Source organism: Bradyrhizobium sp. USDA 4354, assembly GCF_054060315.1.
This window is the reverse complement of the sequence record NZ_JBSSDC010000001.1, coordinates 2,704,193-2,725,653: the sequence shown is the minus strand read 5'-3', so window position 1 is coordinate 2,725,653 and position 21,461 is coordinate 2,704,193. Positions and strand designations below refer to the sequence as shown.

26 protein-coding genes and 1 riboswitch are annotated in these 21,461 nt (G+C 65.3%); of the genes, 13 read left to right on the top strand and 13 right to left on the bottom strand.

Annotation, left to right across the window (positions count from 1 at the left end; translation table 11 throughout):
- The first annotated feature begins 62 nt into the window (after positions 1-62).
- A complete protein-coding gene (locus tag ACVIIV_RS12770; RefSeq protein WP_018648333.1) occupies positions 63-359 on the top strand; it encodes a DUF4282 domain-containing protein in 297 nt (98 codons plus the stop codon).
- Between the two features lie 144 nt (positions 360-503).
- On the opposite strand, the gene ychF is transcribed toward ACVIIV_RS12770, so the two are convergent.
- The 4 genes from ychF to ACVIIV_RS12750 all read right to left on the bottom strand — a co-directional run bounded on the left by ychF (position 504) and on the right by ACVIIV_RS12750 (position 3,467).
- Positions 504-1,601, bottom strand: coding sequence for a redox-regulated ATPase YchF (ychF, locus tag ACVIIV_RS12765; RefSeq protein ID WP_456744501.1), 1,098 nt, complete (start codon positions 1,599-1,601; stop codon positions 504-506).
- A gap of 5 nt (positions 1,602-1,606) precedes the next feature.
- On the bottom strand, positions 1,607-2,212 hold the full coding sequence (gene pth / locus ACVIIV_RS12760; protein ID WP_456744500.1) for an aminoacyl-tRNA hydrolase: 606 nt from the start codon (positions 2,210-2,212) through the stop codon (positions 1,607-1,609).
- A 58-nt stretch (positions 2,213-2,270) separates the two neighbouring features.
- A complete protein-coding gene (locus ACVIIV_RS12755) occupies positions 2,271-2,987 on the bottom strand; it encodes a 50S ribosomal protein L25/general stress protein Ctc (RefSeq protein ID WP_456744499.1) in 717 nt (238 codons plus the stop codon).
- A gap of 219 nt (positions 2,988-3,206) precedes the next feature.
- Positions 3,207-3,467: an accessory factor UbiK family protein gene (locus ACVIIV_RS12750; RefSeq protein WP_091886723.1), complete on the bottom strand. Its 261-nt coding sequence runs from the start codon at positions 3,465-3,467 to the stop codon at positions 3,207-3,209.
- A gap of 210 nt (positions 3,468-3,677) precedes the next feature.
- Between ACVIIV_RS12750 and lgt the strand changes: the two genes are divergently transcribed.
- From lgt to ACVIIV_RS12725, 5 genes are all read left to right on the top strand, one after another.
- Complete coding sequence (gene lgt / locus ACVIIV_RS12745) at positions 3,678-4,523, top strand: prolipoprotein diacylglyceryl transferase (RefSeq protein WP_456744498.1); 846 nt, start codon at positions 3,678-3,680, stop codon at positions 4,521-4,523.
- A 20-nt stretch (positions 4,524-4,543) separates the two neighbouring features.
- Positions 4,544-5,662, top strand: coding sequence for a class I SAM-dependent methyltransferase (locus ACVIIV_RS12740; protein WP_456744497.1), 1,119 nt, complete (start codon positions 4,544-4,546; stop codon positions 5,660-5,662).
- Positions 5,659-6,426: a peptidoglycan editing factor PgeF gene (gene pgeF / locus ACVIIV_RS12735; protein WP_456744496.1), complete on the top strand. Its 768-nt coding sequence runs from the start codon at positions 5,659-5,661 to the stop codon at positions 6,424-6,426. Before ACVIIV_RS12740 ends, pgeF begins: the two co-directional genes overlap by 4 nt.
- A 178-nt stretch (positions 6,427-6,604) precedes the next feature.
- Positions 6,605-7,231: a hypothetical protein gene (locus ACVIIV_RS12730; RefSeq protein WP_456744495.1), complete on the top strand. Its 627-nt coding sequence runs from the start codon at positions 6,605-6,607 to the stop codon at positions 7,229-7,231.
- A gap of 194 nt (positions 7,232-7,425) precedes the next feature.
- Complete coding sequence (locus tag ACVIIV_RS12725; protein WP_212374359.1) at positions 7,426-8,379, top strand: ribose-phosphate pyrophosphokinase; 954 nt, start codon at positions 7,426-7,428, stop codon at positions 8,377-8,379.
- Positions 8,380-8,499: 120 nt separating this feature from the next.
- Here the strand turns inward: ACVIIV_RS12725 and ACVIIV_RS12720 are convergent, their stop codons facing one another.
- Positions 8,500-9,081: a 6,7-dimethyl-8-ribityllumazine synthase gene (locus ACVIIV_RS12720; protein ID WP_456744494.1), complete on the bottom strand. Its 582-nt coding sequence runs from the start codon at positions 9,079-9,081 to the stop codon at positions 8,500-8,502.
- Positions 9,082-9,159: 78 nt separating this feature from the next.
- Positions 9,160-9,317, bottom strand: a riboswitch (FMN riboswitch).
- A gap of 443 nt (positions 9,318-9,760) precedes the next feature.
- Between ACVIIV_RS12720 and ACVIIV_RS12715 the strand changes: the two genes are divergently transcribed.
- Together ACVIIV_RS12715 and proC are read left to right on the top strand one after the other, a co-directional pair.
- Positions 9,761-10,261 carry a YbjN domain-containing protein gene (locus ACVIIV_RS12715; protein WP_456744493.1) on the top strand — a complete coding sequence of 167 codons (501 nt, stop codon included), beginning with the start codon at positions 9,761-9,763 and terminating at the stop codon, positions 10,259-10,261.
- Between the two features lie 225 nt (positions 10,262-10,486).
- On the top strand, positions 10,487-11,314 hold the full coding sequence (gene proC / locus ACVIIV_RS12710; RefSeq protein ID WP_456744492.1) for a pyrroline-5-carboxylate reductase: 828 nt from the start codon (positions 10,487-10,489) through the stop codon (positions 11,312-11,314).
- 12 nt (positions 11,315-11,326) lie between these two features.
- Here proC and ACVIIV_RS12705 read toward each other — a convergent pair whose 3' ends face one another.
- Entirely contained in the window at positions 11,327-11,719 is a 393-nt protein-coding gene (locus ACVIIV_RS12705) for a thioesterase family protein (RefSeq protein WP_456744491.1), read from the bottom strand.
- Positions 11,720-11,925: 206 nt separating this feature from the next.
- On the opposite strand from ACVIIV_RS12705, the gene ACVIIV_RS12700 reads away from it, so the two are divergent.
- The gene (locus ACVIIV_RS12700; protein WP_456743055.1) at positions 11,926-12,972 is read left to right on the top strand and encodes an IS110 family RNA-guided transposase; all 1,047 of its coding nucleotides are present in this window, start codon (positions 11,926-11,928) and stop codon (positions 12,970-12,972) included.
- Positions 12,973-13,305: 333 nt separating this feature from the next.
- On the opposite strand, the gene ACVIIV_RS12695 is transcribed toward ACVIIV_RS12700, so the two are convergent.
- From ACVIIV_RS12695 to ACVIIV_RS12675, 5 genes are all read right to left on the bottom strand, one after another.
- On the bottom strand, positions 13,306-13,509 hold the full coding sequence (locus ACVIIV_RS12695; RefSeq protein ID WP_025033847.1) for a tautomerase family protein: 204 nt from the start codon (positions 13,507-13,509) through the stop codon (positions 13,306-13,308).
- Between the two features lie 118 nt (positions 13,510-13,627).
- On the bottom strand, positions 13,628-14,077 hold the full coding sequence (locus ACVIIV_RS12690) for a His/Gly/Thr/Pro-type tRNA ligase C-terminal domain-containing protein (RefSeq protein WP_456744490.1): 450 nt from the start codon (positions 14,075-14,077) through the stop codon (positions 13,628-13,630).
- The gene (locus ACVIIV_RS12685) at positions 14,026-15,144 is read right to left on the bottom strand and encodes a histidine--tRNA ligase (RefSeq protein ID WP_456744489.1); all 1,119 of its coding nucleotides are present in this window, start codon (positions 15,142-15,144) and stop codon (positions 14,026-14,028) included. Before ACVIIV_RS12685 ends, ACVIIV_RS12690 begins: the two co-directional genes overlap by 52 nt.
- Before the next feature lie 62 nt (positions 15,145-15,206).
- The gene (locus ACVIIV_RS12680) at positions 15,207-15,731 is read right to left on the bottom strand and encodes a YegJ family protein (RefSeq protein WP_456744488.1); all 525 of its coding nucleotides are present in this window, start codon (positions 15,729-15,731) and stop codon (positions 15,207-15,209) included.
- Positions 15,732-15,936: 205 nt separating this feature from the next.
- A complete protein-coding gene (locus tag ACVIIV_RS12675; protein WP_456744487.1) occupies positions 15,937-17,019 on the bottom strand; it encodes a branched-chain amino acid aminotransferase in 1,083 nt (360 codons plus the stop codon).
- A gap of 337 nt (positions 17,020-17,356) precedes the next feature.
- Here ACVIIV_RS12675 and ACVIIV_RS12670 point away from each other — a divergent pair, with 337 nt between their 5' ends.
- From ACVIIV_RS12670 to ACVIIV_RS12655, 4 genes are read left to right on the top strand one after another with little or no spacing between them, the layout of a single operon-like run.
- A complete protein-coding gene (locus ACVIIV_RS12670) occupies positions 17,357-17,899 on the top strand; it encodes a MarR family winged helix-turn-helix transcriptional regulator (RefSeq protein ID WP_027575795.1) in 543 nt (180 codons plus the stop codon).
- Positions 17,896-18,624: a response regulator gene (locus ACVIIV_RS12665; protein ID WP_456744486.1), complete on the top strand. Its 729-nt coding sequence runs from the start codon at positions 17,896-17,898 to the stop codon at positions 18,622-18,624. Before ACVIIV_RS12670 ends, ACVIIV_RS12665 begins: the two co-directional genes overlap by 4 nt.
- Before the next feature lie 18 nt (positions 18,625-18,642).
- Positions 18,643-20,031 (top strand): ATP-binding protein, encoded by a 1,389-nt coding sequence (locus tag ACVIIV_RS12660; RefSeq protein WP_122400996.1) that lies wholly within the window; start codon positions 18,643-18,645, stop codon positions 20,029-20,031.
- Between the two features lie 51 nt (positions 20,032-20,082).
- Complete coding sequence (locus ACVIIV_RS12655) at positions 20,083-20,493, top strand: hypothetical protein (RefSeq protein WP_456744485.1); 411 nt, start codon at positions 20,083-20,085, stop codon at positions 20,491-20,493.
- Positions 20,494-20,500: 7 nt separating this feature from the next.
- Here ACVIIV_RS12655 and ACVIIV_RS12650 read toward each other — a convergent pair whose 3' ends face one another.
- Positions 20,501-21,031: a DUF3617 domain-containing protein gene (locus ACVIIV_RS12650; RefSeq protein WP_456744484.1), complete on the bottom strand. Its 531-nt coding sequence runs from the start codon at positions 21,029-21,031 to the stop codon at positions 20,501-20,503.
- 43 nt (positions 21,032-21,074) lie between these two features.
- Positions 21,075-21,380: a hypothetical protein gene (locus ACVIIV_RS12645; RefSeq protein ID WP_456744483.1), complete on the bottom strand. Its 306-nt coding sequence runs from the start codon at positions 21,378-21,380 to the stop codon at positions 21,075-21,077.
- Between the last annotated feature and the right edge of the window lie 81 nt (positions 21,381-21,461).

The following is a 21,461-nucleotide window of genomic DNA, read 5'->3' as shown; positions in this document are numbered from 1 at the left end:
AGTCGGATCAGCCGAGGGCCAGAATGCATCGACGCGGCCCAAATTTTGCCCTGGGGAAAGCAATGTTTTCATTCAGCGATCTATTCCAATGGGACCGCTTCATCACGCCGACGATCATCAAGACCTTCTATTGGCTGGTGATCGCGCTGATCTGCCTGTTCGGCCTCTCCGGCATCTTCTCAGGCCTTGCTGCGATGGCGATCAGCCCGTTCGGCGGCTTCCTGGTGCTGTTGTCCTCGATCGCGAGCGTCGTCGTCGGCATCGTGTTCTCACGCATCGTCGCGGAGCTGATCCTGATCGTCTTCCGCATCAACGAGCATCTCGGCGCGATCCGCGACCAGGGCGGCGGGATGCGGTGAGGCCGGCGCAGGTGCCGTAGGGTGGTTAGCCGAAGGCGTAACCCACCACTGTCCATCTCCGCGGAAGCAGAAGAGGTGGGTTACGCCGACCAGATTCGCTTCGCGTATCTGCACGGCTAACCCACCCTACGAGTCCGTTGCGGCTTACGTATTAAACCTAAAATGCATCACGTCGCCGTCGGCGACGACGTATTCCTTGCCTTCGAGGCGGAGCTTGCCGGCATCGCGCGCGCCGGCTTCGCCGCCCAGCGCCACGTAGTCCTCATACGCGATGGTCTCGGCGCGGATGAAGCCCTTCTCGAAATCGGTGTGGATCACGCCGGCCGCCGCCGGCGCCTTGGTGCCGCGATGGATGGTCCAGGCGCGCGCTTCCTTCGGGCCCACGGTGAAGTAGGTGATGAGGTCGAGCAGCATGTAGCCGGCGCGGATCAGGCGATCCAGGCCGGCTTCTTCGAGGCCCAGCGTCTCCAGGAAGTCGGCGCGCTCTTCACGGGAGATCGTCGCGATCTCGGACTCGATCTTGGCGGAGATGACGACAGCAACCGCGCCTTCCTTCGCAGCCTGCTCCTCGACCGCCTTGGAGAAGGCGTTGCCGGTCGCGGCCGAGCCTTCCTCGACGTTACAGACATACAGCACGGGCTTGGACGACAACAGGCCGAGCATCGAGAACGCCCGCTCCTCCTCGGCCTTGCGCTCGACGAGGCGCGCAGGCTTGCCCTCGCGCAAGAGCACCAGCGTGCGGTTGACGAGGTCGAGCTGCTCCTTGGCGTCCTTGTCGTTGCCCTTGGCCTTCTTGGTGAGATTGTCGACGCGCTTCTCGAGGCTGTCGAGGTCGGCGAGCATCAGCTCGGTCTCGATGGTCTCGATGTCCGCGAGCGGGGCGATCTTGCCTTCGACATGAGTGATGTCGGAGTCTTCAAAGCAGCGCACGACATGCGCGATGGCGTCGACCTCGCGGATGTTGGCGAGGAACTGGTTGCCGAGGCCTTCGCCCTTGGATGCGCCGCGCACGAGGCCGGCGATATCGACGAAGGTCAGCCGGGTCGGAATGATCTGGCCGGACTTGGCGGCGGCGGCGAGCTTCTCCAGCCGCGGATCGGGCACGGCGACCTCGCCGACATTCGGCTCGATGGTGCAGAACGGATAGTTGGCGGCTTGCGCCGCGGCCGTCTCGGTCAGCGCATTGAACAAGGTCGACTTGCCGACATTGGGCAATCCGACGATCCCGCATTTAAATCCCACGAGCGTTATTCCTTGCCGTTCTCGTCCTTGGTCAAAAATCCCTTTGCCTGCATGGCGAGATGCACCCTGTTGGCGAAGGTCGCGTCCGTGCCTTTGGCAAGCAGCGCGGCGTGCTCGGCGACCGCGTCGCAGAGCGTCGCCACCCATTCGTTGTCGGTCTTGGCGAAGTCCGACAGCACGTGGCCGTGCACCAGCTCCTTGACGCCGGGATGACCGATGCCGAGCCGCACCCGGCGATAGTCGTTGCCGATATGGGCCGAGATCGAGCGCAGGCCGTTGTGGCCGGCGATGCCGCCGCCGATCTTGACCCGCACCTTGCCCGGCGGCAGCTCAATCTCGTCGTGGAACACGGTGACGTCGCCCGGCGCGATCTTGAAGAAGCCTGCCGCTTCCTGAACGCTGCGGCCGGACTCGTTCATGTAGGTCATGGGCTTGAGCAGGATCACGCGCTCAGTGCCCAGCGAGCCCTCGGAGGTCTCGCCCTGAAAGCGGCGGCGCCATGGCGCAAAGCCATGACGCCGCGCGATCTCGTCGACGGCCATGAAGCCGATATTGTGCCGGTTACGTGCGTATTTCGCGCCGGGATTGCCGAGCCCAACAAAGAGTCGCATGACGCGGCGCGCCCCTCGCTCGGCGCGCGATCAAGGATCGCGCGCCAGCTTTGAGAGATTACTTCTTCTTGTCGCCGCCGGCGGGAGCCTTGGCAGCCGCCGCCGGAGCAGCAGCAGCCGGAGCAGCTGCAGCCGGAGCAGCAGCACCCGCGGCCGGAGCCGCACCACCGGCAGCCGCCGCAGCTGCGGCCTTCTGCTCTTCGGCGTAGCCGGACGGCGGCACGATGGTGACGAGGGTCGCATCCTCGCGGGTCAGCGCCTTCACGCCGGCCGGCAGCTTGATATCCGACAGATGCAGCGAGTGACCGATTTCGAGCGAGCCGACGTCGGCCTCGATGTATTGCGGGATGCTCTCGACGCCGCATTCGAGCTCGATGGCGTGGGCGACGATGTTGACGGTGCCGCCGCGCTTCACGCCGGGCGAGCCTTCCGCCTTCACCACGTGCAGGGGAACGCTGATGCGGATGGTGGCGCCTTCGCCGAGCCGCATGAAGTCGACATGGATCGGGAAGTCCTTGACCGGATCGAGGTGATAGTCGCGCGGAATCACGCGGTGCTTCTTGCCCTCGAGGTCGATATCGACCAGCGTGGTCAGGAACCGGCCGGCGAGGATGCGCTGGCGCAGTTCACGATCTTCGATCGAGATCGTGAGCGGGGGCTGGTTGTTGCCGTAGATCACTCCGGGCACTCGCCCGGCGCGACGCTCAGCCCGGGCGGCCCCCTTGCCGCTCTTCGGACGTGCGGTCGCCTTCAATTCCTTGACGGTCGTCGCCATGTCGTTAAGTCCTTGTTTTTGCAAAAGTTAATGGGCCGCAACGCGGCCCATGGCATGGTCCGCAGCAAGCCTCCAGGGGTGCGGGGGCCGCGGACGTGGCGGGCTTTTACCCGGAAGATGCGGAAATGACAAGGAGAATGGGCTGGTAGCCGGGGGGCGCACCCTCCCGGCCCGGGTCGTTACCCTCCCCCTCCAGGGGAGGGTAAGAGAGACCGCGCTTTACGTCGGGGTACCCCCGAGCTTTGCCTCCAGCGCTGCAATCCGCGCTTTCAGCGCCTCGTTCTCCTCGCGCGCCAGGCGGGCCATATCCTTGACCGCCTCGAACTCCTCGCGCTTGACCAGATCCATGTCGCGCAGGAATTTTTCGGCCTGGGTGCGCATCACCGTGTCGAACTCGCGCTTGACGCCCTGGGCCGCACCGGCGGCGTCGTTCATCAGGCGGCCGATCTCGTCGAAAAACCGGTTGCTGGTCTGGGTCATGTCGGTCTCCTCGCGGCCTTTCGATAAACTTTGCGCGAACGCACGAAAAGACAATGGCAATCCGATTGGGCCGGTTCAAGAGCGAAGCGGCGGTATCCTTGTCATGCGCCGGTTTCCTTGCAATCGTATTCAACGTCCCTGCATAAGAAGAATCACAGGGCGTCCGCTGGCGCTCGACCGCCGCGATCTCGCTTGGACATAGAAGGCGCGATGCCCTTTCTGCTGATCGACTTTCCCGCCTTCAAGCCGATCGCGATCGAGATCGGCCCGTTCGCGATCCGCTGGTATGCGCTGGCCTATATCTGCGGCATCGTGTTCGGCTGGCTCTATGCGCGCTCGCTGCTGAAGAATGAGCGCCTGTGGGGCGGACCGGCGCCGATGTCGCTGGTGCAGATCGACGACTTCATCCTGTGGGTCACGCTCGGCATCATCCTCGGCGGCCGCACCGGCTACGTGCTGTTCTACAATTTGCCCTTCTTCATCGATCATCCCGCCGCGATCTTCCGATTGTGGGAGGGCGGGATGTCGTTCCACGGTGGCTTCCTCGGCTGTGTCGTCGCGGTGATGTGGTTCGCCTACCGCAACGGCATCTCGATCCTGTCGCTCGGCGACATCACCACGGCGGTCGCCCCGCTCGGGCTCTTGCTCGGACGCATCGCCAATTTCATCAACGGCGAATTGTGGGGCCGCGCCACCGACCCCAGCCTGCCCTGGGCGATGATCTTCCCCAACGATCCGACGCAGCTGCCGCGCCATCCGAGCCAGCTCTATGAAGCGGGCATGGAGGGCATCCTGCTGTTCACCGTCCTCGCGATCATGATCCGCTTCGGCGCGCTGAGGCGCCCCGGCATGATCCTCGGCGCCTTCATCCTGATCTACGGCCTGACTCGCATCGCCGGCGAGCATTTCCGCGAGCCGGACGCGCAGCTCGGTTTCCTCTGGGGCGGATTAACCATGGGCATGCTGTTGTCGATCCCGATGCTTATCGTAGGCCTCATACTTATTGTATGGGCTGTCAGGCGCGGTGCGCCGAAGCCCGTCCAGGCCATTCGTTAATTCACTTCGAGAAGATAGCTGTGACCGACCAGCCGCTCCTCAACGAGATCAAGGCGCTGATCAAGTCCTCAGGCCCGATGCCGGTCTGGCGGTACATGGAACTGTGCCTGATGCACCCGCGCCACGGCTATTACGTCTCGCGCGATCCGCTCGGGCGCGAGGGCGACTTCACCACCGCGCCCGAAGTCAGCCAGATGTTCGGCGAGCTCTTGGGACTGTGGACAGCCTCGGTCTGGAGGCAGATGGGCTCGCCGCAGTTTTTGCGGCTGATCGAGCTCGGCCCCGGCCGCGGCACCATGATGGCGGACGCGCTGCGCGCATTGCGCGTGCTGCCGCCGCTCTACCAGGCGCTTCACATCCACTTGGTCGAGGTCAATCCCGTGTTGCGCGAACGGCAGAGTGCGACGCTCGCCAATGTGCGCAACATCGCCTGGCACGACAGCATCGACGAGGTGCCGGAAGGACCGAGCATCATCCTCGCCAACGAATATTTCGACGTGCTGCCGATCCACCAGATGGTCAGGCTCGAGAACGGCTGGCACGAGCGCGTGATCGAGATCGATCCCAACGGCAAGCTTCAGTTCGGCGCAGCGCCGGAGCCGACGCCGCGCTTCGACGTGCTGCTGCCGCCCTTGGTGCGCGCCGCACCGGTCGGCGCCGTGTTCGAGTGGCGGCCCGACGGCGAAATCATGAACCTCGCCACGCGCGTGCGCGACCAGGACGGCGCGGCGCTCATCATCGACTACGGCCATCTGCGCAGCGATGCCGGCGATACCTTCCAGGCCATCGCGCGCCACACCTTCGCCGATCCCTTGAAGGCGCCGGGCCAGGCCGACGTCACCGCCCATGTCGACTTCCAGGCGCTGGCACGCGCGGCCGAGGATGTCGGCGCCCGCGTGCACGGCCCGGTGACGCAAGGCGACTTCCTCAAGCGTATCGGCATCGACACCCGCGCCGCCGCCTTGATGCAGAAGGCGGCGCCGGAGGTGGCCACCGACATTTCGGTGGCGCTCAAGCGCCTGACCGATACCGGGCGTGGCGGCATGGGCTCGATGTTCAAGGTGCTCGGCATCTCCGAGCCCAGACTATCCCGCCTTGCCGGCCTCAGCGATCTCGAGCAGGCAGGAGAGGCCTCATGACGCTTGCTTCGTCGCTGCTGTCCGCCGTGCCCGGCCTGCGCCATGCCTTCTTCACCCGCGAGGGCGGCGTCTCCGGCGGCATCTATTCCGCGCTGAACGGCGGGCTCGGCTCCAATGACGATCAGGCCCTGGTCGCTGAGAACCGCCGCCGCATGGCCGAGCATGTCGGCGTCGCGCCCGAACGTTTCCTCAGCCTGCACCAAATTCATTCGCCCGACGTGCTCGTGGCTGAAGCGCCGTGGCCGAGCGGACCGCGGCCCAGGGGCGACGCGCTGGTGACGAGGACGCCCGGCATCGCGCTCGGCGTCTCCACCGCCGATTGCGGGCCAGTGCTGTTCGTCGATCCCAATGCGCGCGTGATCGGCGGCGCGCATGCCGGCTGGAAGGGCGCGCTGACGGGCGTGCTGGAGGCGACGATCTCCGCGATGGAGAAGCTCGGCGCCACGCGCGGCGGCATCATCGCCGCGATCGGCCCGTTGATCCGCCAGGACAGCTACGAGGTCGGCAACGAGTTCGTCGCGCGCTTCATCGAGGCGGATGCGGACAACGCCGTGTTCTTCATCCCTTCCGTGCGCGAGGGCCACGCGATGTTCGACCTCGCCGGCTTCATCCGCATGCGGCTGGAAGCCGCCGGCATCCTGATGATCGACGATCTCGGCCTCGACACCTATGCCGACGAGCGCTTCTTCAGCTATCGCCGCTCGGTGCATCGCAAGGAGCCGGATTACGGCCGGCACGTTCACGCCATCGCGCTGGAAGCGTGAACACACGGGCAACCTCGTGTCATTCCGGGGCGATGCGAAGCATCGAACCCGGAATCTCGAGATTCCGGGTTCGTCCTTCGGACGCCCCGGAATGACAGGGCATTGTTGCGATGACAGTGGCTTGTGTCGCGCCCGCCCTAGACCTTAATCGATTTTAACGATATCGCTGCCCTCCATAATGAGGGACGCGTCATTCATCTTGCGCCGCGCGGGTTCGCGCGTGCTGGCGGTCATGCTGCTGGCGGCTGCGACCGCGCTTGGTGGCTGCGCCGGCGGCAATACGCCGAGCAACTCCTATGCGATGGCACCGAGCACCGGCTCGGGAGCGACGGTCGCGTTCGAATCGATCGACGGGCCGCCGCCGCAGGTGTTCGACCGCATGGTCGGCGTGCTCGACAGCGAATCCAAGCTGCGCAGCCTGTCCGTGGTCTCCCGCGAGGGCACGGCCGCCTACCGCGTGCGCAGCTACCTCTCCGCCCAGGTGGTGCGCGGCAAGACGGTGATCGCCTGGGTCTGGGACGTCTACGACGCCAACCAGCAGCGGACGCTGCGCCTCTCCGGCGAGGAACCGACCTCAGCCAAGGGCGGCCGCGACGCGACACGTGATGCTTGGGCGGCCGCCGACGACCTCGTGCTGCGGAAGATCGCCCAGGCCGGATTCAGCGGACTTTCCAACATGATCAACGGAGCGCCGGATACCCCCGGCGCGGCTCCGGCTTTGCGCGGACCGGCGGTGGCAAGCGTGATCAAGCAGGCCCCAGTGCCCGACATGCCGACCTCGGCCCTCGGCTATGCCGACCGATAACACCCGCTAAACCACGGCCTCAAGTTGCGGCCAAGCCGTTGGCCCGACTCAGGATTTTCAAAGGGAAAACGTAGCATCACGGGTTGCCATTGCAGCCTCCCGCCTGATATTTCCTCGCCCGTCATAACCGTGCTGCCAGTGGGTATTTTCTGATGTTGAACGTCGTATCCAGCAAAGCGCGGGAGGAAGCGTCCATGTCGGCCAAAAACGGCTCCATCAAGCTCGTCGCCGGCAACTCCAATCCGGCCCTCGCCCAGGCGATCGCGCAGGGCCTCGACCTGCCGCTGACCAAGGCGGTGGTGCGGCGCTTCGCCGACATGGAGATCTTCGTCGAGATCCAGGAGAACGTCCGCGGCTCGGATGCCTTCATCATCCAGTCGACGTCGTTCCCGGCGAACGACCATCTGATGGAGCTCCTGATCATCACCGACGCGCTGCGCCGCTCCTCGGCGCGCCGCATCACCGCGGTGCTGCCCTATTTCGGCTACGCAAGGCAGGATCGCAAGTCCGGCTCGCGCACGCCGATCTCGGCCAAGCTCGTCGCCAACCTGATCACGCAGGCCGGGGTGGACCGCGTCATGACGCTCGACCTGCATGCCGGCCAGATCCAGGGCTTCTTCGACATCCCGACCGACAATCTCTACGCCGCGCCGCTGATGGTGCGCGACATCAAGGAGAGGTTCGATCTCTCCAAGGTGATGGTGATCTCGCCCGACGTCGGCGGCGTGGCCCGCGCGCGCGGCCTTGCAAAGCGCATCAACACCCCGCTCGCGATCGTCGACAAGCGGCGCGAGCGTCCCGGCGAGTCCGAGGTCATGAACGTGATCGGTGACGTCGCCGGCTACACCTGTATCCTCGTCGACGATATCGTGGACTCCGGCGGCACGCTGGTGAACGCGGCCGACGCGCTGATCGCCAAGGGTGCCAAGGACGTCTACGCCTACATCACCCACGGCGTGCTCTCCGGCGGAGCCGCCGCCCGCATCTCCGGCTCGAAGCTGAAGGAGCTGGTGATCACCGACTCGATCCTGCCGACCGATGCGGTGACCAAGGCGCCGAACATCCGCACCCTGCCGATCGCCAGCCTGATCTCGGACGCGATCGCGCGGACTGCGGCCGAAGAATCGGTGTCGAGCCTGTTCGACTAGTTTTTCCGATTCCAGAAGGTCTCGTAGGGTGGGCAAAGGCGCAAAGCGCCGTGCCCACCTTTTCTTTTGTCATGAAGGTGGTGGGCACGCTTGCGCTTTGCCCACCCTACGGCAGCCTGCCTACCCCACAATCCCAGCCGCGACCTGGCCGCGCAGACGCTCCAGCCCGTGCAGCGTCTGCGCACAGGCTGCCGCGACCTCGACGCCCTTGATCGCAAAATGCTTGCGGAAGAAGTCGTAGTGCACCTCGGTCTCGTGGAATTGCTGCGGCGTCAGCACCGCCGAGAACACCGGCACTTCGGTGCGCAGCTGCACATCCATCAGCGCCTTGATCACAGTGTCGGCGACGAATTCGTGGCGATAGATGCCGCCGTCGACGACAAGGCCCGCGGCGACGATTGCGGTGTAGCGCCGCGTCTTGGCGAGGACCTGGGCGTGCAGCGGGATCTCGAACGAGCCCGGCACCTCGAACACGTCGACGTGGGTGAGGTGGCGCGCCTCGGCTTCCCTCAGGAAGGCGATGCGGGCCTCCTCGACCACGTCGCGGTGCCAGCAGGCCTGCACGAAGGCCACCCGCTGCGGCTTGGCGAAGCGCGGATGCGCGGCTGCCGGCGGCGGATCCATGGGAACCGGCGGCGGCGGCGTTTGCGACGTTTCGGCTTTGGAAGTTTGGATTTGGGGATCTTGCAACATCTGATTCATGGCTTTCCTCGGTTCAAGGACCAGAATCAGGGCACACGGAACGACAAACAGCCGCATCCTCGCGATGCGTCTGCCACCGACCGTTCTCTTTCATCCGGACTTTAACCGTCGGCTTCGGAGTTGCACCGAATCTGCTGACCCTTCCTTCGGGACAACCCTCACGGAAGGCGCTCGCGGGCTTAGGCCTTTCGGCCCTTACCGCCGGTGGGGACTTTCACCCCGCCCTGAGAACATCGGCCATCCGGAATGAACGGCCTGACCGGAAATATGCCGCCGGCGAGCAGTCGCGGCAAGCGCGTTCCGCATGGGCAAAGCGCATGGTCCCATGCCGGTGTTGAGACCCTCTTGGCGGTTCCGCCCTCGCGGGGCGGAATTTGACGATTGGCGCCAGCCGGCTCGGCTCCGATTCCGGTTTGTTCTCCTTCGTCGGGATTGGCACTGCCTGCGTTAAGAATTGTGGCGGAGATGAGCTGTGGACGAACGAGTCCTGGCTTGTGGACGGACTCGGGACCCCGTTGCGCAGATTCCGCAAATCACATCACTTGATCCGCGACAGGCCCGCGCTGATCCGAGGGATCGCAAGACTCCGAGGGGACGCCGTAGCGACGTTCAGGGAGCGCGCGCCGGGCCCAACCGCGTGCGTATCAAAGACAACAAGAAGGCAAGAGGTCGAGACGGCATGTCCCTGCTCGAAGGCACTATCGATTCCAGAAGCCACCCGCTCGCGGTGGTCGAGGACATCGCTGCCAGCAACAACTGGCCATTCGAACGCTCCGGCGAAGACGAGCTCACGATTGTCTCGAAGGGACAATGGACCGACTATCAGCTCTCCTTTACCTGGATGGGCGACATCGAGGCGCTGCATCTGGCCTGCGCATTCGACATGAAGATTCCACTGCCGCGCCTGGGCGAGGTGCAGCGCCTCGTCGCCGCCGTGAACGAGCAGCTTTGGGTCGGCCATTTCGATTTGTGGACCAACACCGGCATGGTCATGCACCGGCAGGCCCTGGTGCTGCCGGGCGGCCTCACCGCCTCGACCGCGCAATGCGAGGCCATGCTCGCCGGCGCCATCCACGCCTGCGAGCGCTATTTCCCGGCGTTCCAGTTCGTGGTGTGGGCCGGCAAGACCACCGCGCAGGCCATGGACGCCGCGATGTTCGACACGGTGGGCGAGGCGTAGGGGTCTCAAGATGCGGGGGGAGCCGCCGCTCTCTCCTCTCCGTCGTCCCGGACAAGCGCCCTTAGGCGCGCGTAGATCCGGGACCCGTACCGCGTGATCTCTCTTGTGGCGCGCGTCTTGTTGCCAACACCTTCATCCACTAGAACCGCCTGTGGTTATGGGTCCCCGCCCCCCGTGCGCAATTGCGCACTAGGCGGGGACGACAGCGAACGCGTGGCAACGGCGATGGCAGACAACAGCACTCTCCAAAACATCACCGGCACCATCCTGCTCGCCGGCGCCGGCAAGATGGGCGGCGCGATGCTGACCGGATGGCTTGCGGGCGGTCTCGATCCGCGCCGCGTCGCGGTGATCGATCCGCACATCGCGCCCGATATCTCCGCGCTTGCCGCCGAGGGTGTTGTGCTCAATCCCGACGTGAAGACCGCCGGCACGATCGAGACGCTGGTCGTCGCGGTGAAGCCGCAGATGTTCCGCGAGGCCGGCGCCAAGCTGAAGCCGTTCGTCTCGGACAAGACCTCGGTGGTCTCGATCATGGCAGGCACCACGATCGCCTCGCTTGAAGAGGTCTGCGGCGGCGCCGTGGTGCGCGCGATGCCGAACACGCCGGCTGCGATAGGCCGCGGCATCACCGTCGCCGTTGCGGCGAACAACGTCAGCTCCGCGCAGCGCGCGGTGGCGGATGCGCTGCTGCGCGCCACCGGCTCGGTGGAATGGGTCGAGGACGAAGCCCTGATGGACGCAGTGACCGCCGTCTCCGGCTCGGGCCCAGCCTATGTGTTCCTGCTCGCCGAGGAGCTGGCGCGGGCCGGCGTCGAAGCGGGCTTGCCCGAGGCGCTCGCGACCAAGGTCGCCCGCGAGACCGTCGCCGGCTCCGGCGAGCTGCTGCACCAGTCGGAGCTTCCTTCGAGCACGCTGCGCCAGAACGTGACCTCGCCGGGCGGCACCACGGCGGCGGCGCTCGGTGTGCTGATGGGCGAGCCGGGCCTGCGCGAGTTGATGATCCGCGCGATCGCAGCGGCGACGAAGCGATCGAAGGAATTGGCGAAGTAAACAGGTGGCGCGCTACGCGCCCAGCCGCTTGTTGAACATCTCGACATTGACGAGCCCGCGCGCGTGGCGGCCCTCGCCGAGCTTGCGCGTGCCCTCGAACGCCTCGACCTCGAAGCGGATGACGCGGCGCTCGACTGCGACCACCTTTGCGGTGGTCCGCACCGTTGCGCCGACGAGCGCGGCGGCAAGATGGCAGATGTCGACCTCGGTGCCGACCGTGACCCAGCCCGGCTGAAGCGCGGCGCGGATCGCATCGCCCGACGTCATCTCCATCTCGAGGATCATCATCGGCGTCGCATATACAAAAGGCATGCCGGGCACGAAATGCCCGACCGTGCGCTCCACTGGGACCACCAGCGTGCGCTCGGCACTCATGCCGACCTTGATGAAGTCGCGTGCGTCCATGGTGCTTGCTCAGCGTCGTCCCGGACAAGCGCGCCTTAAGCGCGCGCCGATCCGGGACCCATAACCACAGGAGGTCATGGTTGCGGGGACTCGGAGTTGCCGCTTCACCCCATAACCACTCCCTGTGGCTGATGGTGTGGACGGCCCCCTACGGCATCAGTTGTGCCAGAATGAGGTTGTCACACACTCATTCACAGGAGCCGTCCGTGAGCCAGATTATCCGCATTGGGATGGATACGTCGAAGTATATTTTTCAACTCCATGGCGTTGATGCGTCAGAGCAGATGGTGCTGCGCAAACGGCTCAGCCGCAAGGCGATGCTGGAGTTCTTTGCCAAGCTGCCGCCGACGGTGATTGTGATCGAGGCTTGCGGGGCCGCGCACTACCTGGCGCGGGAGCTTGGCAGGCTCGGGCACACGGTCAAGCTGATCGCGCCGCAACTGGTCAAGCCGTACGTGCCGCGCAACAAGAACGACGGGCGCGATGCGGAGGGACTGTGTGAGGCGGCGAGCCGGCCGCGGATGCGCTATGTTCCGGTGAAGACGGCCGAACAGCAGGCAGCGCTGATGCTGCTGGGCGTACGCGAGCAATTGGTCGCGCGTCGCACCCAGCTCTCCAATACGATCCGCGGTCATGCGGCGGAGTTCGGTTTGATCGCAGCCAAGGGGCTGGACAAGCTCGCTGCGTTCCTGGCGGCGATCAAACAGGACGATCGCGTTCCAGCGCTGGCTCGCGAGCTGTTTGCGTTGCTCGCTCGCCAATATGACCAGGTGCAAGTCGAGCTGAAGGCGGTCGAGGCCAAGCTGCTGGCCTGGCATCGCGCCGATGCCTTGAGCCGGCGCCTAGCGCAGATCCCGGGGATTGGTCCGGTCACCGCCGCAGCGCTGGTCATGAAGGCGCCAGATCCGCACGCCTTCCGCTCGGGCCGGCTGTTCGCAGCCTGGCTCGGTCTGACCCCAAAGGACCATTCCACCGCCGGCAAGACCAGGCTCGGCAAGATTACCCGCGCCGGCGATGAGAGATTGCGTCAGCTGCTGGTGGTCGGAGCGACCTCGGTGGTCAAGCAAGCGACAGCGAAAGGCTCTGGCCCGCATTGGCTCGTCGAGCTCTTGAAGCGCAAGACACCGAAGCTTGCTGCGGTGGCACTCGCCAACAAGATGGCCCGCATCGCCTGGAAGCTGATGACGACTGGACAGGAATATGACAGCGCGCGGCTGGATGCCCGAGCCGACCAAACGGCAGCCGCCGCGTAGTTGAGAGATTCGGCCGACCGGCGGGTTCACCCACCGGCCGAACCGGAGCTGCAAGAGCAGAGGAGATGGTGCGATCGATCGACCGATGATGCGAGCAAATCCGTGGGACCCATTGGCCGATCAAGGTCGCGTGGTTGATTCGAGCTCGTGTCGCGGAAACCATCTTGGCCAGCGGTCTCACACGCCGAACCAACAGGCCGGACATATGGATGCAAGCGATCCGATCAAAACCTTCACAAAGCTCTTGTGCCACGGGGGCCGTCCACATATGGGTCCCGGATCGGCGCTGACGCTTGTCCGGGACGACAGCGGAAAATGCCGCGCCAGCCGAAACTACTTCTTCGCCGCCGCCGCGCGCTCCACGAAGGTCTTGCCGCCCTTCATCTTGTGGCGGAGCGGAGCTTCGTTGATCTGGATGACGACGGCATCGGCGTCGACGCCGAGATTCTTCACCAGCGCCTGCGTGATGTCGCGCATCATGCCGGCCTTCTGCTCGTCGGTGCGGCCCTCGGCCATGCTGATGGTGATCTCAGGCATCGTTGTCTCCCTGCTCGTCGTTGATCATCCATTGTCATTGCCGGGCTCGACCCGGCGATCCATCATTTTGAAGATGGATGCGCGGGTCAAGCCCGCGCATGACGAATGGAGCGAATGGCTATCCCCACTTCACGTCATGGCGCGCCAGCACCTCGCGCACCTTCGCCACGAGATCGGCCTCGCTGCACGAGAACTGTGCCGGCCGGCTCTCGCGCCATTCCTGGTTGGAGGCGATCGCAGCGGCCGCCTTGGCGCCCTCGATCAGATCCTTGACCTGCACCTCGCCGCGCGCCTTTTCATCCGAGCCCTGGATGATGACGCAAGGTGAGTTGCGGCGGTCGGCATATTTGAGCTGGTTGCCCATGTTCTTGGGGTTGCCGAGATAGAGCTCGGCACGGATGCCGGCGCTGCGCAAGGACGCCACCATCTTCTGGTAGTCCGCGACGCGGTCGCGGTCGAACACGGTGACGACGATGGGGCCGAACTCCGGCCGCGTGTCCAGCTTGCCGAGCAACGTCAGCGCAGCCTGGAGCCGTGAGACGCCGATCGAGAACCCCGTCGCCGGCACCGGCTCGCCGCGGAAGCGCGAGACCAGTCCGTCATAACGCCCCCCGCCACCAACCGAGCCGAAGCGCACCGGGCGCGGCCCTTCTCGTCCTTGGTGTCGAGGAGGAGTTCGACCTCGTAGACGGGGCCGGTGTAGTATTCGAGGCCGCGCACGACGGACGGATCGATCTTGATGCGGTCCGCACCGTAACCCGAGGCCGTCACCAGCTTGGCAATCTCCTCCAGCTCGCTCACGCCGGCCTGACCGACCTCGCTCTTGGCCAGATAAGTTTCTGCCGCAGCAATTGCTTCTTTCCAATCCTCGCGCGGCTTGGTGATGGCGAGAACAACGTCGGCTTCCGCCGCGCTCAAATTGGCACCTTTCGTGAAGTCGCCCTTGCCTTCTTCGCCACCGTCCCAGCGTCCGGGACCAAGCAGCTTGCGCACTTCATCCGCGGAAAACTTGTCGAGCTTGTCGATCGCGCGCAGCACGGTCAGCCTGCGGCCTGCATTCTCCTCACCCGCGAGCCCGATGGCCTCCAAAACACCGTCGAGCACCTTGCGGTTGTTCACCTTCACCACATACTGGCCGCGCGCGATGCCGAGCGCCTCCATCGTGTCCGCGGCCATCATGCAGATCTCGGCATCCGCCGCCGGCGTCGCCGAGCCGACCGTGTCGGCGTCGAACTGCATGAACTGGCGGAAGCGGCCGGGGCCGGGCTTCTCGTTGCGGAAGACGTAGCCGACGCGGTAGCTGCGGTAGGGCTTTGGCAGCGTGTCGAACTTTTCAGCGACGTAGCGGGCGAGCGGCGCGGTCAGATCGTAACGCAGGCTGATCCACTGCTCGTCGTCGTCCTGGAACGAGAACACGCCCTCGTTCGGACGGTCCTGGTCGGGCAGGAATTTGCCAAGCGCGTCGGTGTATTCCATCGCCGGCGTCTCCACCGGCTCGAAGCCGTAGAGCTCGTAGACGGCGCGGATCTTCTCGACCATCTCGCGCGTCGCCCGGATCGCGGCAGGATCGCGGTCCTCGAGCCCGCGCGGCAGGCGCGCCTTCAGCTTCTGGGGTTTTTTGGGTTTCTCGGCCATGCGCGGCGTTTACCAGCCGACGCGCGGGGCGGCAACCGGTGCTTAGGGAGCGCCGTCATTCCCTACGGCTTCTCCATCCGTGCCCTCAGAGCATCGGCATCCGCCGTTGGCAGCGACTTCAGCGTCGGCTTGATGGTCTCGCCGCCGACGATCTTGCCGTTGCGCATGAACATCCAGTCCGAGATGTCGGCTTCGGTGAACTTCACCTGGTCGCCTGCCCGCTTGCCCGGCAGATCGCGCGGCTCGTTGGCGAACACGCCCGAATAGCTCCCGTCCGGCACCTTCTTCACCTCGCCGATCCAGATGTGCTCGCCGCCCTTGCGGGTCGAGAAGCGCACCTTCAAAGCGTGCCCGGTCTCGGACGGTTTTGGCGATTCGTAGGAGGCCCAGAACGTGGGGAGCGAGCCGCGGGCGCGGGCGATCGCGGTGTTCATCTCGGGGTCGGTGGTGCGTACGTCGACGATCGGCGAGCGGTCTTGCGCGACCACCTCGTGCGTCGGGCCGATGGTCAGGATGCCGAAAACGGAAGCGCCGGTGACGGCGGCGAGAACGACCCATTTCATGGGTTGGGAGAGTTTCATTGCCATGATCGCGATGTCCAGGATGCTCGTTGTATCCTGGGCTTTGTCGCGGGATCGAGGCGGGGCGTTCATGGTGTCAGATACCAGCCACGTTCCCCGGATGCTGCGCAGCGCGCCGCCTCTTGGCGGCGTGGTGCGCTGCTGATCCGGGGTCCAGCCACTGGCACTCTGGGTCCCGGCTCGCGCTTTGCGCGTCCGGGACACGAGAGCATCAAAACACCTTGCGAATCCAGTTGTGCGGATCGTTGGTGCGGCCGTACTGGATGTCGACGAGCTGCTTGCGCAGGCCCATGGCGACGGGGCCGGCGGCGCCGCCCGAGATCTCAAAATCGCCGCTCACCGAGCGCACCTTGCCGATCGGCGAGATCACGGCCGCGGTGCCGCAGGCGAACGCTTCCTTCAGCCTGCCCGAGGCCGCATCCTTGCGCCACTGGTCGAGTGAGTACGGCTCCTCGCGCACGGTCTTGCCGGCATCGCGGGCGAGCGTGATGATGGAGTCGCGGGTGATGCCGGGCAGGATGGTGCCGAGCGGCGGCGTCGAGAGCGAGCCGTCGTCGAACACGAAGAAGACGTTCATGCCGCCGAGCTCCTCGATGTAGCGGCGCTCGACCGCATCGAGGAAGACGACCTGATCGCAGCCATGCTGGATCGCTTCGGCCTGGGCACGCAAGCTCGCGGCATAGTTGCCACCGCATTTGACCGCGCCGGTGCCGCCGATCGCGGCGCGGGTGTAATTCTCGGACACCCAGATCGACACCGGCGCGGGCCCGCCCTTGAAGTAGGAGCCGACAGGCGACGCGATCACCGCAAAGATGTACTCGGACGACGGCTTGACGCCGAGGAAGGTCTCGCTCGCGATCATGAAGGGGCGCAAGTACAGGCTGCCTTCGCCGCCCGGCATCCAGGCGCGGTCGATGCGCACGACCTGCTCGACCGCCTCGATGAAGACGTCCTCTGGCAACTGGGCCATTGCCATGCGGTCGGCCGAGTCCTTAAAGCGCCGTGCATTGGCGTCGGGGCGGAACAGGTTCACCCCGCCATCGTCGCGCTTGTAGGCCTTCAGGCCTTCAAAAATTTCCTGGGCGTAGTGCAGGACCGCGCCGGCCGGATCGAGCTGGAAGTTGGCGCGCGCCTCGATCTTCGCCTCGTACCAGCCGCCCTTGGCCTGGTTGTAGCGGACGACCGCCATGTGATCGGTGAAGACCCGTCCGAAGCCGGGGTCCACCAGCTTGGCGATGCGGTCCTTCTCAGGGGTTGGATCGGATGCGGGCTGGATGTCGAATGTCATGCTCATGGCCTTGCCTCCCGCTGCCGGTAACGGCGCTGTTCTGGCGCCCGCCTGCCCGTTTCGGGGCCCGGCCGGCTTGATTGGTTTCTGCCGGACCGCCGCCAGCCTTGTTACGGCCGGTTTCCGTGGCCAGCATGTCGCCGAGGACATGCTTTTGCGGAAGGCGGAAGTCCAGTATGTTTTGCCGAAATGCCGCTCGACAATCGCACGGTAGATCTGATCCGGCCGTCGTCGCCTGTCCGGCTCTCTCCGGCCGCCTTGCTCCGATGCCACCCGACGCGAAACGATCTAAAATTTCGTGCGGGTTGATCGTTTTGTAACATTGAACCCAAGATACGTCAATATGCCTGACATAAATTTCGCAGCCTCACCTCCTGACGTCGCCGAATCTCGGCCCGCCGCGTCGGACGCGGGCAATTTGCGCTGGGATATCATCGAGCTCTTGTTCTTCGCCTATCGCGACTTCGTCGGCGATCCCGACCAGGAACTGGAGGCTTTCGGCTTCGGCCGCGCCCACCACCGGGTCATGCACTTCGTCTACCGCTATCCCGGCCTCAAGGTCGCTGACCTGCTCGACGTGCTGCGCATCACCAAGCAGTCGCTCGGCCGCGTGCTCAAGCAGCTGCTGGACGAGGGCTATATCGTGCAGAAGACCGGCGACAATGATCGTCGCCAGCGCCTGCTCTACGCGACGCCGAAGGGCGAGGCGCTGGTGCAGAAGCTCGCTGGACTCCAGACCACGCGGATCACCAGGGCGCTCGCGGAGATGGCTCCGCAGGACGCCGAGACCGTCAAGCGCTTCTTGCGCGCGATGATCGACCGCGACGATCCGGACAAGGTGCTCGAGACGATCTTCGCTTCCGTCAACCACGACGCCAAGGAGTGACCGTGCTCGCTGCCACGCTCGCCCGCCCGCCGGTGCAACCCGCCGACGATGCCCCGCATCTGCTGCTGGTCGATGACGACCGCCGCATCCGCGATCTGCTCTCGCGTTTTCTCGCCAGTGAAGGCTACCGCGTCACCACCGCGGCGAGCGCCGGCGATGCGCGCTCGAAACTGCTGGGCCTGCATTTCGACCTCCTGATCCTCGACGTGATGATGCCCGGCGAAACCGGCTTCGACCTTGCCCGCTTCATCCGCACCTCGTCCTCGGTGCCGATCGTGATGCTGACGGCGCGGCACGAGGCGGAAGCCCGCATCGAGGGCCTGCAGATCGGCGCCGACGATTACGTCGCAAAGCCGTTCGAGCCGCGCGAGCTCGCGCTGCGCATCAACAACATCCTCAAGCGCGCCGCCCCGCCGCCGCAGGCCACCACGGTCGAGAAGATCGCGTTCGGTCCCTATGTCTACCATCTCGAGCGCGGCGAATTGCGCCAGGGCGAGGAGGTCATCCACCTCACCGACCGCGAGCGCGAGATGCTGCGGATCCTGTCGGAAACACCGGGCGAGACCGTGCCGCGCAGCGCGCTGACCGGCAACGGCAGCGTCAACGAGCGCGCCGTGGACGTGCAGATCAACCGCCTCCGGCGCAAGATCGAGACCGACCCAGCCAATCCGCTGTTCCTGCAGGCGGTGCGGGGCATCGGCTACCGGCTGGTGGCCTCGCCATAAATCAGTGAAGCGCGCTAGATGAGCACGATCGATACCGGCCTGACGCTTTTGAAGAGCGCTGCCGGCCGCGTCTCCGCCGCCAACGGCTGGATGGGTAACGCGTTCAAGGGCTGGATGCCGACCGGCCTCTACGCCCGCGCGCTCCTCATTATGATCGTGCCGATGGTGGTGCTGCAATCGGTCGTCGCCTTCGTGTTCATGGAGCGGCACTGGAACACGGTGACGCGCAGATTGTCGGCCGCGGTGGTGCAGGACATCGCCGCGCTGATCGACGTCTACAAGGGCTATCCGCAGGACAAAGACCGTGACCAGATCCGCCGCATTGCCCAGCAGCGGCTCGGCCTCGTCGTGGACTTTCTCCCCGCCGGCGACATGCCGCCGCCGGGACCGAAGCCGTTCTTCTCGCTGCTCGACCAAACGCTGTCGGTGCAGCTCGGCCGCCAGATCGGGCGCTCGTTCTGGATCGATACGGTCGGCCGCTCCAACCTGGTCGAGATCCGCATCCAGCTCGACGATGCCGTGATGCGCGTGTTCGCGCAGCGCAGCGCCGCTTACGCCTCGAACTCGGAGATCTTCCTGTTCTGGATGGTCGGCACGTCATCGATCCTCCTGATCGTCGCGGTGCTATTCCTGCGCAACCAGATCAAGCCGATCCTGCGCCTTGCCGACGCCGCCGAAAGTTTTGGCAAGGGCCGCGAGGCGCCGAACTTCCGCCCCCGCGGCGCGCGCGAGGTGCGGCGCGCGGCAGTGGCCTTCCTCGAAATGAAATCGCGCATCGAACGCACGATGGAGCAGCGCACCGCGATGCTCGCCGGCGTCAGCCACGACCTGCGCACCATCCTGACCCGCTTCAAGCTCGAGCTGGCGCTGATCGGCGACAGCCCCGAGCTCGAGGGCATGCGCAAGGACGTCGACGAGATGTCGATGATGCTGGAGGATTACCTCGCCTTCGCGCGCGGCGATTCCGGCGAGCAGTCGCAGCCGACCGACATGGCGCAAGCGCTCGAGGAGCTGCGCAGCGACGCCGAACGCCACGGCCACACCGCGACCGTAGCCTTCCACGGCCTGCCGGTGGTGACGGTGAAGCCGGCCTCGTTCAAGCGCTGCCTCGCCAACCTCGTTACCAACGCGGCGCGCTACGGAAAGGCCATCGCCATCACCGGCCAGCGCGATCACCGTTATCTCACCGTCACGATCGACGACGACGGCCCGGGCATTCCCGCTCACTTGCGCGAAGAGGTGTTCAAGCCGTTCCTTCGGCTGGACAACGCCCGCAACCAGGACGAAGGCGGCACCGGCCTCGGCCTCGCCATCGCCCGCGACATCGCCCGCTCGCACGGCGGCGACATCACCCTCGGCGACAGCCCGATGGGGGGATTGAGGGCGAGTGTGAGGATACCGGTGTAGGCGAATGCGGCGCGGCGAGAGGCGCTCCAATCCTGCGGAGTTAGAGAAAGCATGAATGGCACGGACGGATTCGTCGCCAAATTCGTCTCACCGTTCGATGAGAGCGCAGTCATCATCGAGGATGATGGCAAGGTGGCCTATGCCTACATGCTCGATCGAAACGGGAAGATCTGTAGCGACGTGTGGCTCTACAATCGCTGCCCAACCCCGATTGAGCCTGAGTGGCACGACGCGGCGAACCTGCCGTTCGCCAATCCGGCGTCTTTCGTCAACGAAAGCTCTCGCTTCGTCCCTCCCGGCTCGACCCACGAATTCACCGTCGCGTGGAACGAAGCCGGCGGCCCTCTCGCCGCCAAAATTCTTCTACGCGATGACTATTTCGCGAGATTGGAAGCCGGGAGTAAGCCGGGCTGGTCAGCCTTGGCGGCCAAGGACGGTCCGTTGGCGCAGGTGTTGAAATAACACCCGCCTACTTCGGCAGCAGCGCCTTCAGCTTGTCCATGTCGCGCATGTTCATCTTGAAGCCGCCGGGCATGACGATGTCACCGGGCTTCTGGTCCGGCTTGCAGGCGCCGAGCCATTTGGCTTGCAGCGTCGTGGTGTTGTCGCGCCCCGCCGCGCCGGCGACGCCACCCTTTGCATGCGAGGTCGTCTTCACCGTGTAGGCCGAGTTGAAATCGCCGGTGATCTCGGCATGCGAGGCCGTGCTGACGCCGGCGACGCTGCACTCGGAATCGCTGACATAGCCGGTCGCGGTCTTCTTGATCTCCTGCTTGGCGCAGATCTGCTTGGCCATCGGGGAGACGTTGTTGCTCATCTCCTTGTCGACGGTCTCGTCGGTGCAGTGCTGCATGGTCATCTCGGGCACCGGGGAGCCAGTCGTGACCAGCTTCATTTCCCAAAGACCGGCCTTGCGCACCGGCAGGTCGTCGGCGCCGGCGCTGCCTGCCGACAACGCGAGGCAAAGCATCGAGCCGAGCAAAGCGAGTTTGCGCGTCATGTGGAAAGCTCCCGGCCGACAGTTGCGGCGTTACGACAGCGCCTCAGTAGAGCGTGCGGATCGGCCGATCGGCGGCGCCATAGGGCACCCAGCGGCAGGAGAACGAGATGTAACCGCCCTCATAGGCCTGCACGCCCAGGAATTTCGCGACCTTGCCGTAGCGGGCGCAATGATCGACCGCGACCTGACGCGCATCGACCTGGGTCGCCATCGAATAGGCGATGATGCCGCCGGTGTCGTTGCCCTTGAACGGCGGCACCGGAAGGATATCGGCGCGCGCCGGCTGGCTCGCCATCAAACCCGAGACAACCAGGCCGGCAAGAAGGCCCGCGGCCGCAATGATTCGCATTCCCGTCACTCCAATTGGCTGGCGCCAGTTTACGGTGCCGGGATGGAAGTGAAAAGAACCGACGGCCAATTGGCCGCGACG

Bases quoted from the DNA above. Each gene is read 5' to 3' on its own strand.
- ACVIIV_RS12715 (WP_456744493.1), top strand. From the start codon at position 9,761: ATGTCCCTGCTCGAAGGCACTATCGATTCCAGAAGCCACCCGCTCGCG.
- ACVIIV_RS12650 (WP_456744484.1), bottom strand. From the start codon at position 21,031: ATGACGCGCAAACTCGCTTTGCTCGGCTCGATGCTTTGCCTCGCGTTG.
- lgt (WP_456744498.1), top strand. From the start codon at position 3,678: ATGCCCTTTCTGCTGATCGACTTTCCCGCCTTCAAGCCGATCGCGATC.
- ACVIIV_RS12685 (WP_456744489.1), bottom strand. From the start codon at position 15,144: ATGGCCGAGAAACCCAAAAAACCCCAGAAGCTGAAGGCGCGCCTGCCG.
- ACVIIV_RS12695 (WP_025033847.1), bottom strand. From the start codon at position 13,509: ATGCCTGAGATCACCATCAGCATGGCCGAGGGCCGCACCGACGAGCAG.
- ACVIIV_RS12670 (WP_027575795.1), top strand. From the start codon at position 17,357: ATGCCTGACATAAATTTCGCAGCCTCACCTCCTGACGTCGCCGAATCT.
- ACVIIV_RS12750 (WP_091886723.1), bottom strand. From the start codon at position 3,467: ATGACCCAGACCAGCAACCGGTTTTTCGACGAGATCGGCCGCCTGATG.
- ACVIIV_RS12705 (WP_456744491.1), bottom strand. From the start codon at position 11,719: ATGGACGCACGCGACTTCATCAAGGTCGGCATGAGTGCCGAGCGCACG.
- ACVIIV_RS12660 (WP_122400996.1), top strand. From the start codon at position 18,643: ATGAGCACGATCGATACCGGCCTGACGCTTTTGAAGAGCGCTGCCGGC.
- pth (WP_456744500.1), bottom strand. From the start codon at position 2,212: ATGCGACTCTTTGTTGGGCTCGGCAATCCCGGCGCGAAATACGCACGT.
- ACVIIV_RS12655 (WP_456744485.1), top strand. From the start codon at position 20,083: ATGAATGGCACGGACGGATTCGTCGCCAAATTCGTCTCACCGTTCGAT.
- ACVIIV_RS12730 (WP_456744495.1), top strand. From the start codon at position 6,605: ATGAGGGACGCGTCATTCATCTTGCGCCGCGCGGGTTCGCGCGTGCTG.
- ACVIIV_RS12645 (WP_456744483.1), bottom strand. From the start codon at position 21,380: ATGCGAATCATTGCGGCCGCGGGCCTTCTTGCCGGCCTGGTTGTCTCG.
- ACVIIV_RS12725 (WP_212374359.1), top strand. From the start codon at position 7,426: ATGTCGGCCAAAAACGGCTCCATCAAGCTCGTCGCCGGCAACTCCAAT.
- ACVIIV_RS12755 (WP_456744499.1), bottom strand. From the start codon at position 2,987: ATGGCGACGACCGTCAAGGAATTGAAGGCGACCGCACGTCCGAAGAGC.
- pgeF (WP_456744496.1), top strand. From the start codon at position 5,659: ATGACGCTTGCTTCGTCGCTGCTGTCCGCCGTGCCCGGCCTGCGCCAT.
- ACVIIV_RS12680 (WP_456744488.1), bottom strand. From the start codon at position 15,731: ATGGCAATGAAACTCTCCCAACCCATGAAATGGGTCGTTCTCGCCGCC.
- ACVIIV_RS12675 (WP_456744487.1), bottom strand. From the start codon at position 17,019: ATGAGCATGACATTCGACATCCAGCCCGCATCCGATCCAACCCCTGAG.
- ACVIIV_RS12770 (WP_018648333.1), top strand. From the start codon at position 63: ATGTTTTCATTCAGCGATCTATTCCAATGGGACCGCTTCATCACGCCG.
- proC (WP_456744492.1), top strand. From the start codon at position 10,487: ATGGCAGACAACAGCACTCTCCAAAACATCACCGGCACCATCCTGCTC.
- ACVIIV_RS12720 (WP_456744494.1), bottom strand. From the start codon at position 9,081: ATGAATCAGATGTTGCAAGATCCCCAAATCCAAACTTCCAAAGCCGAA.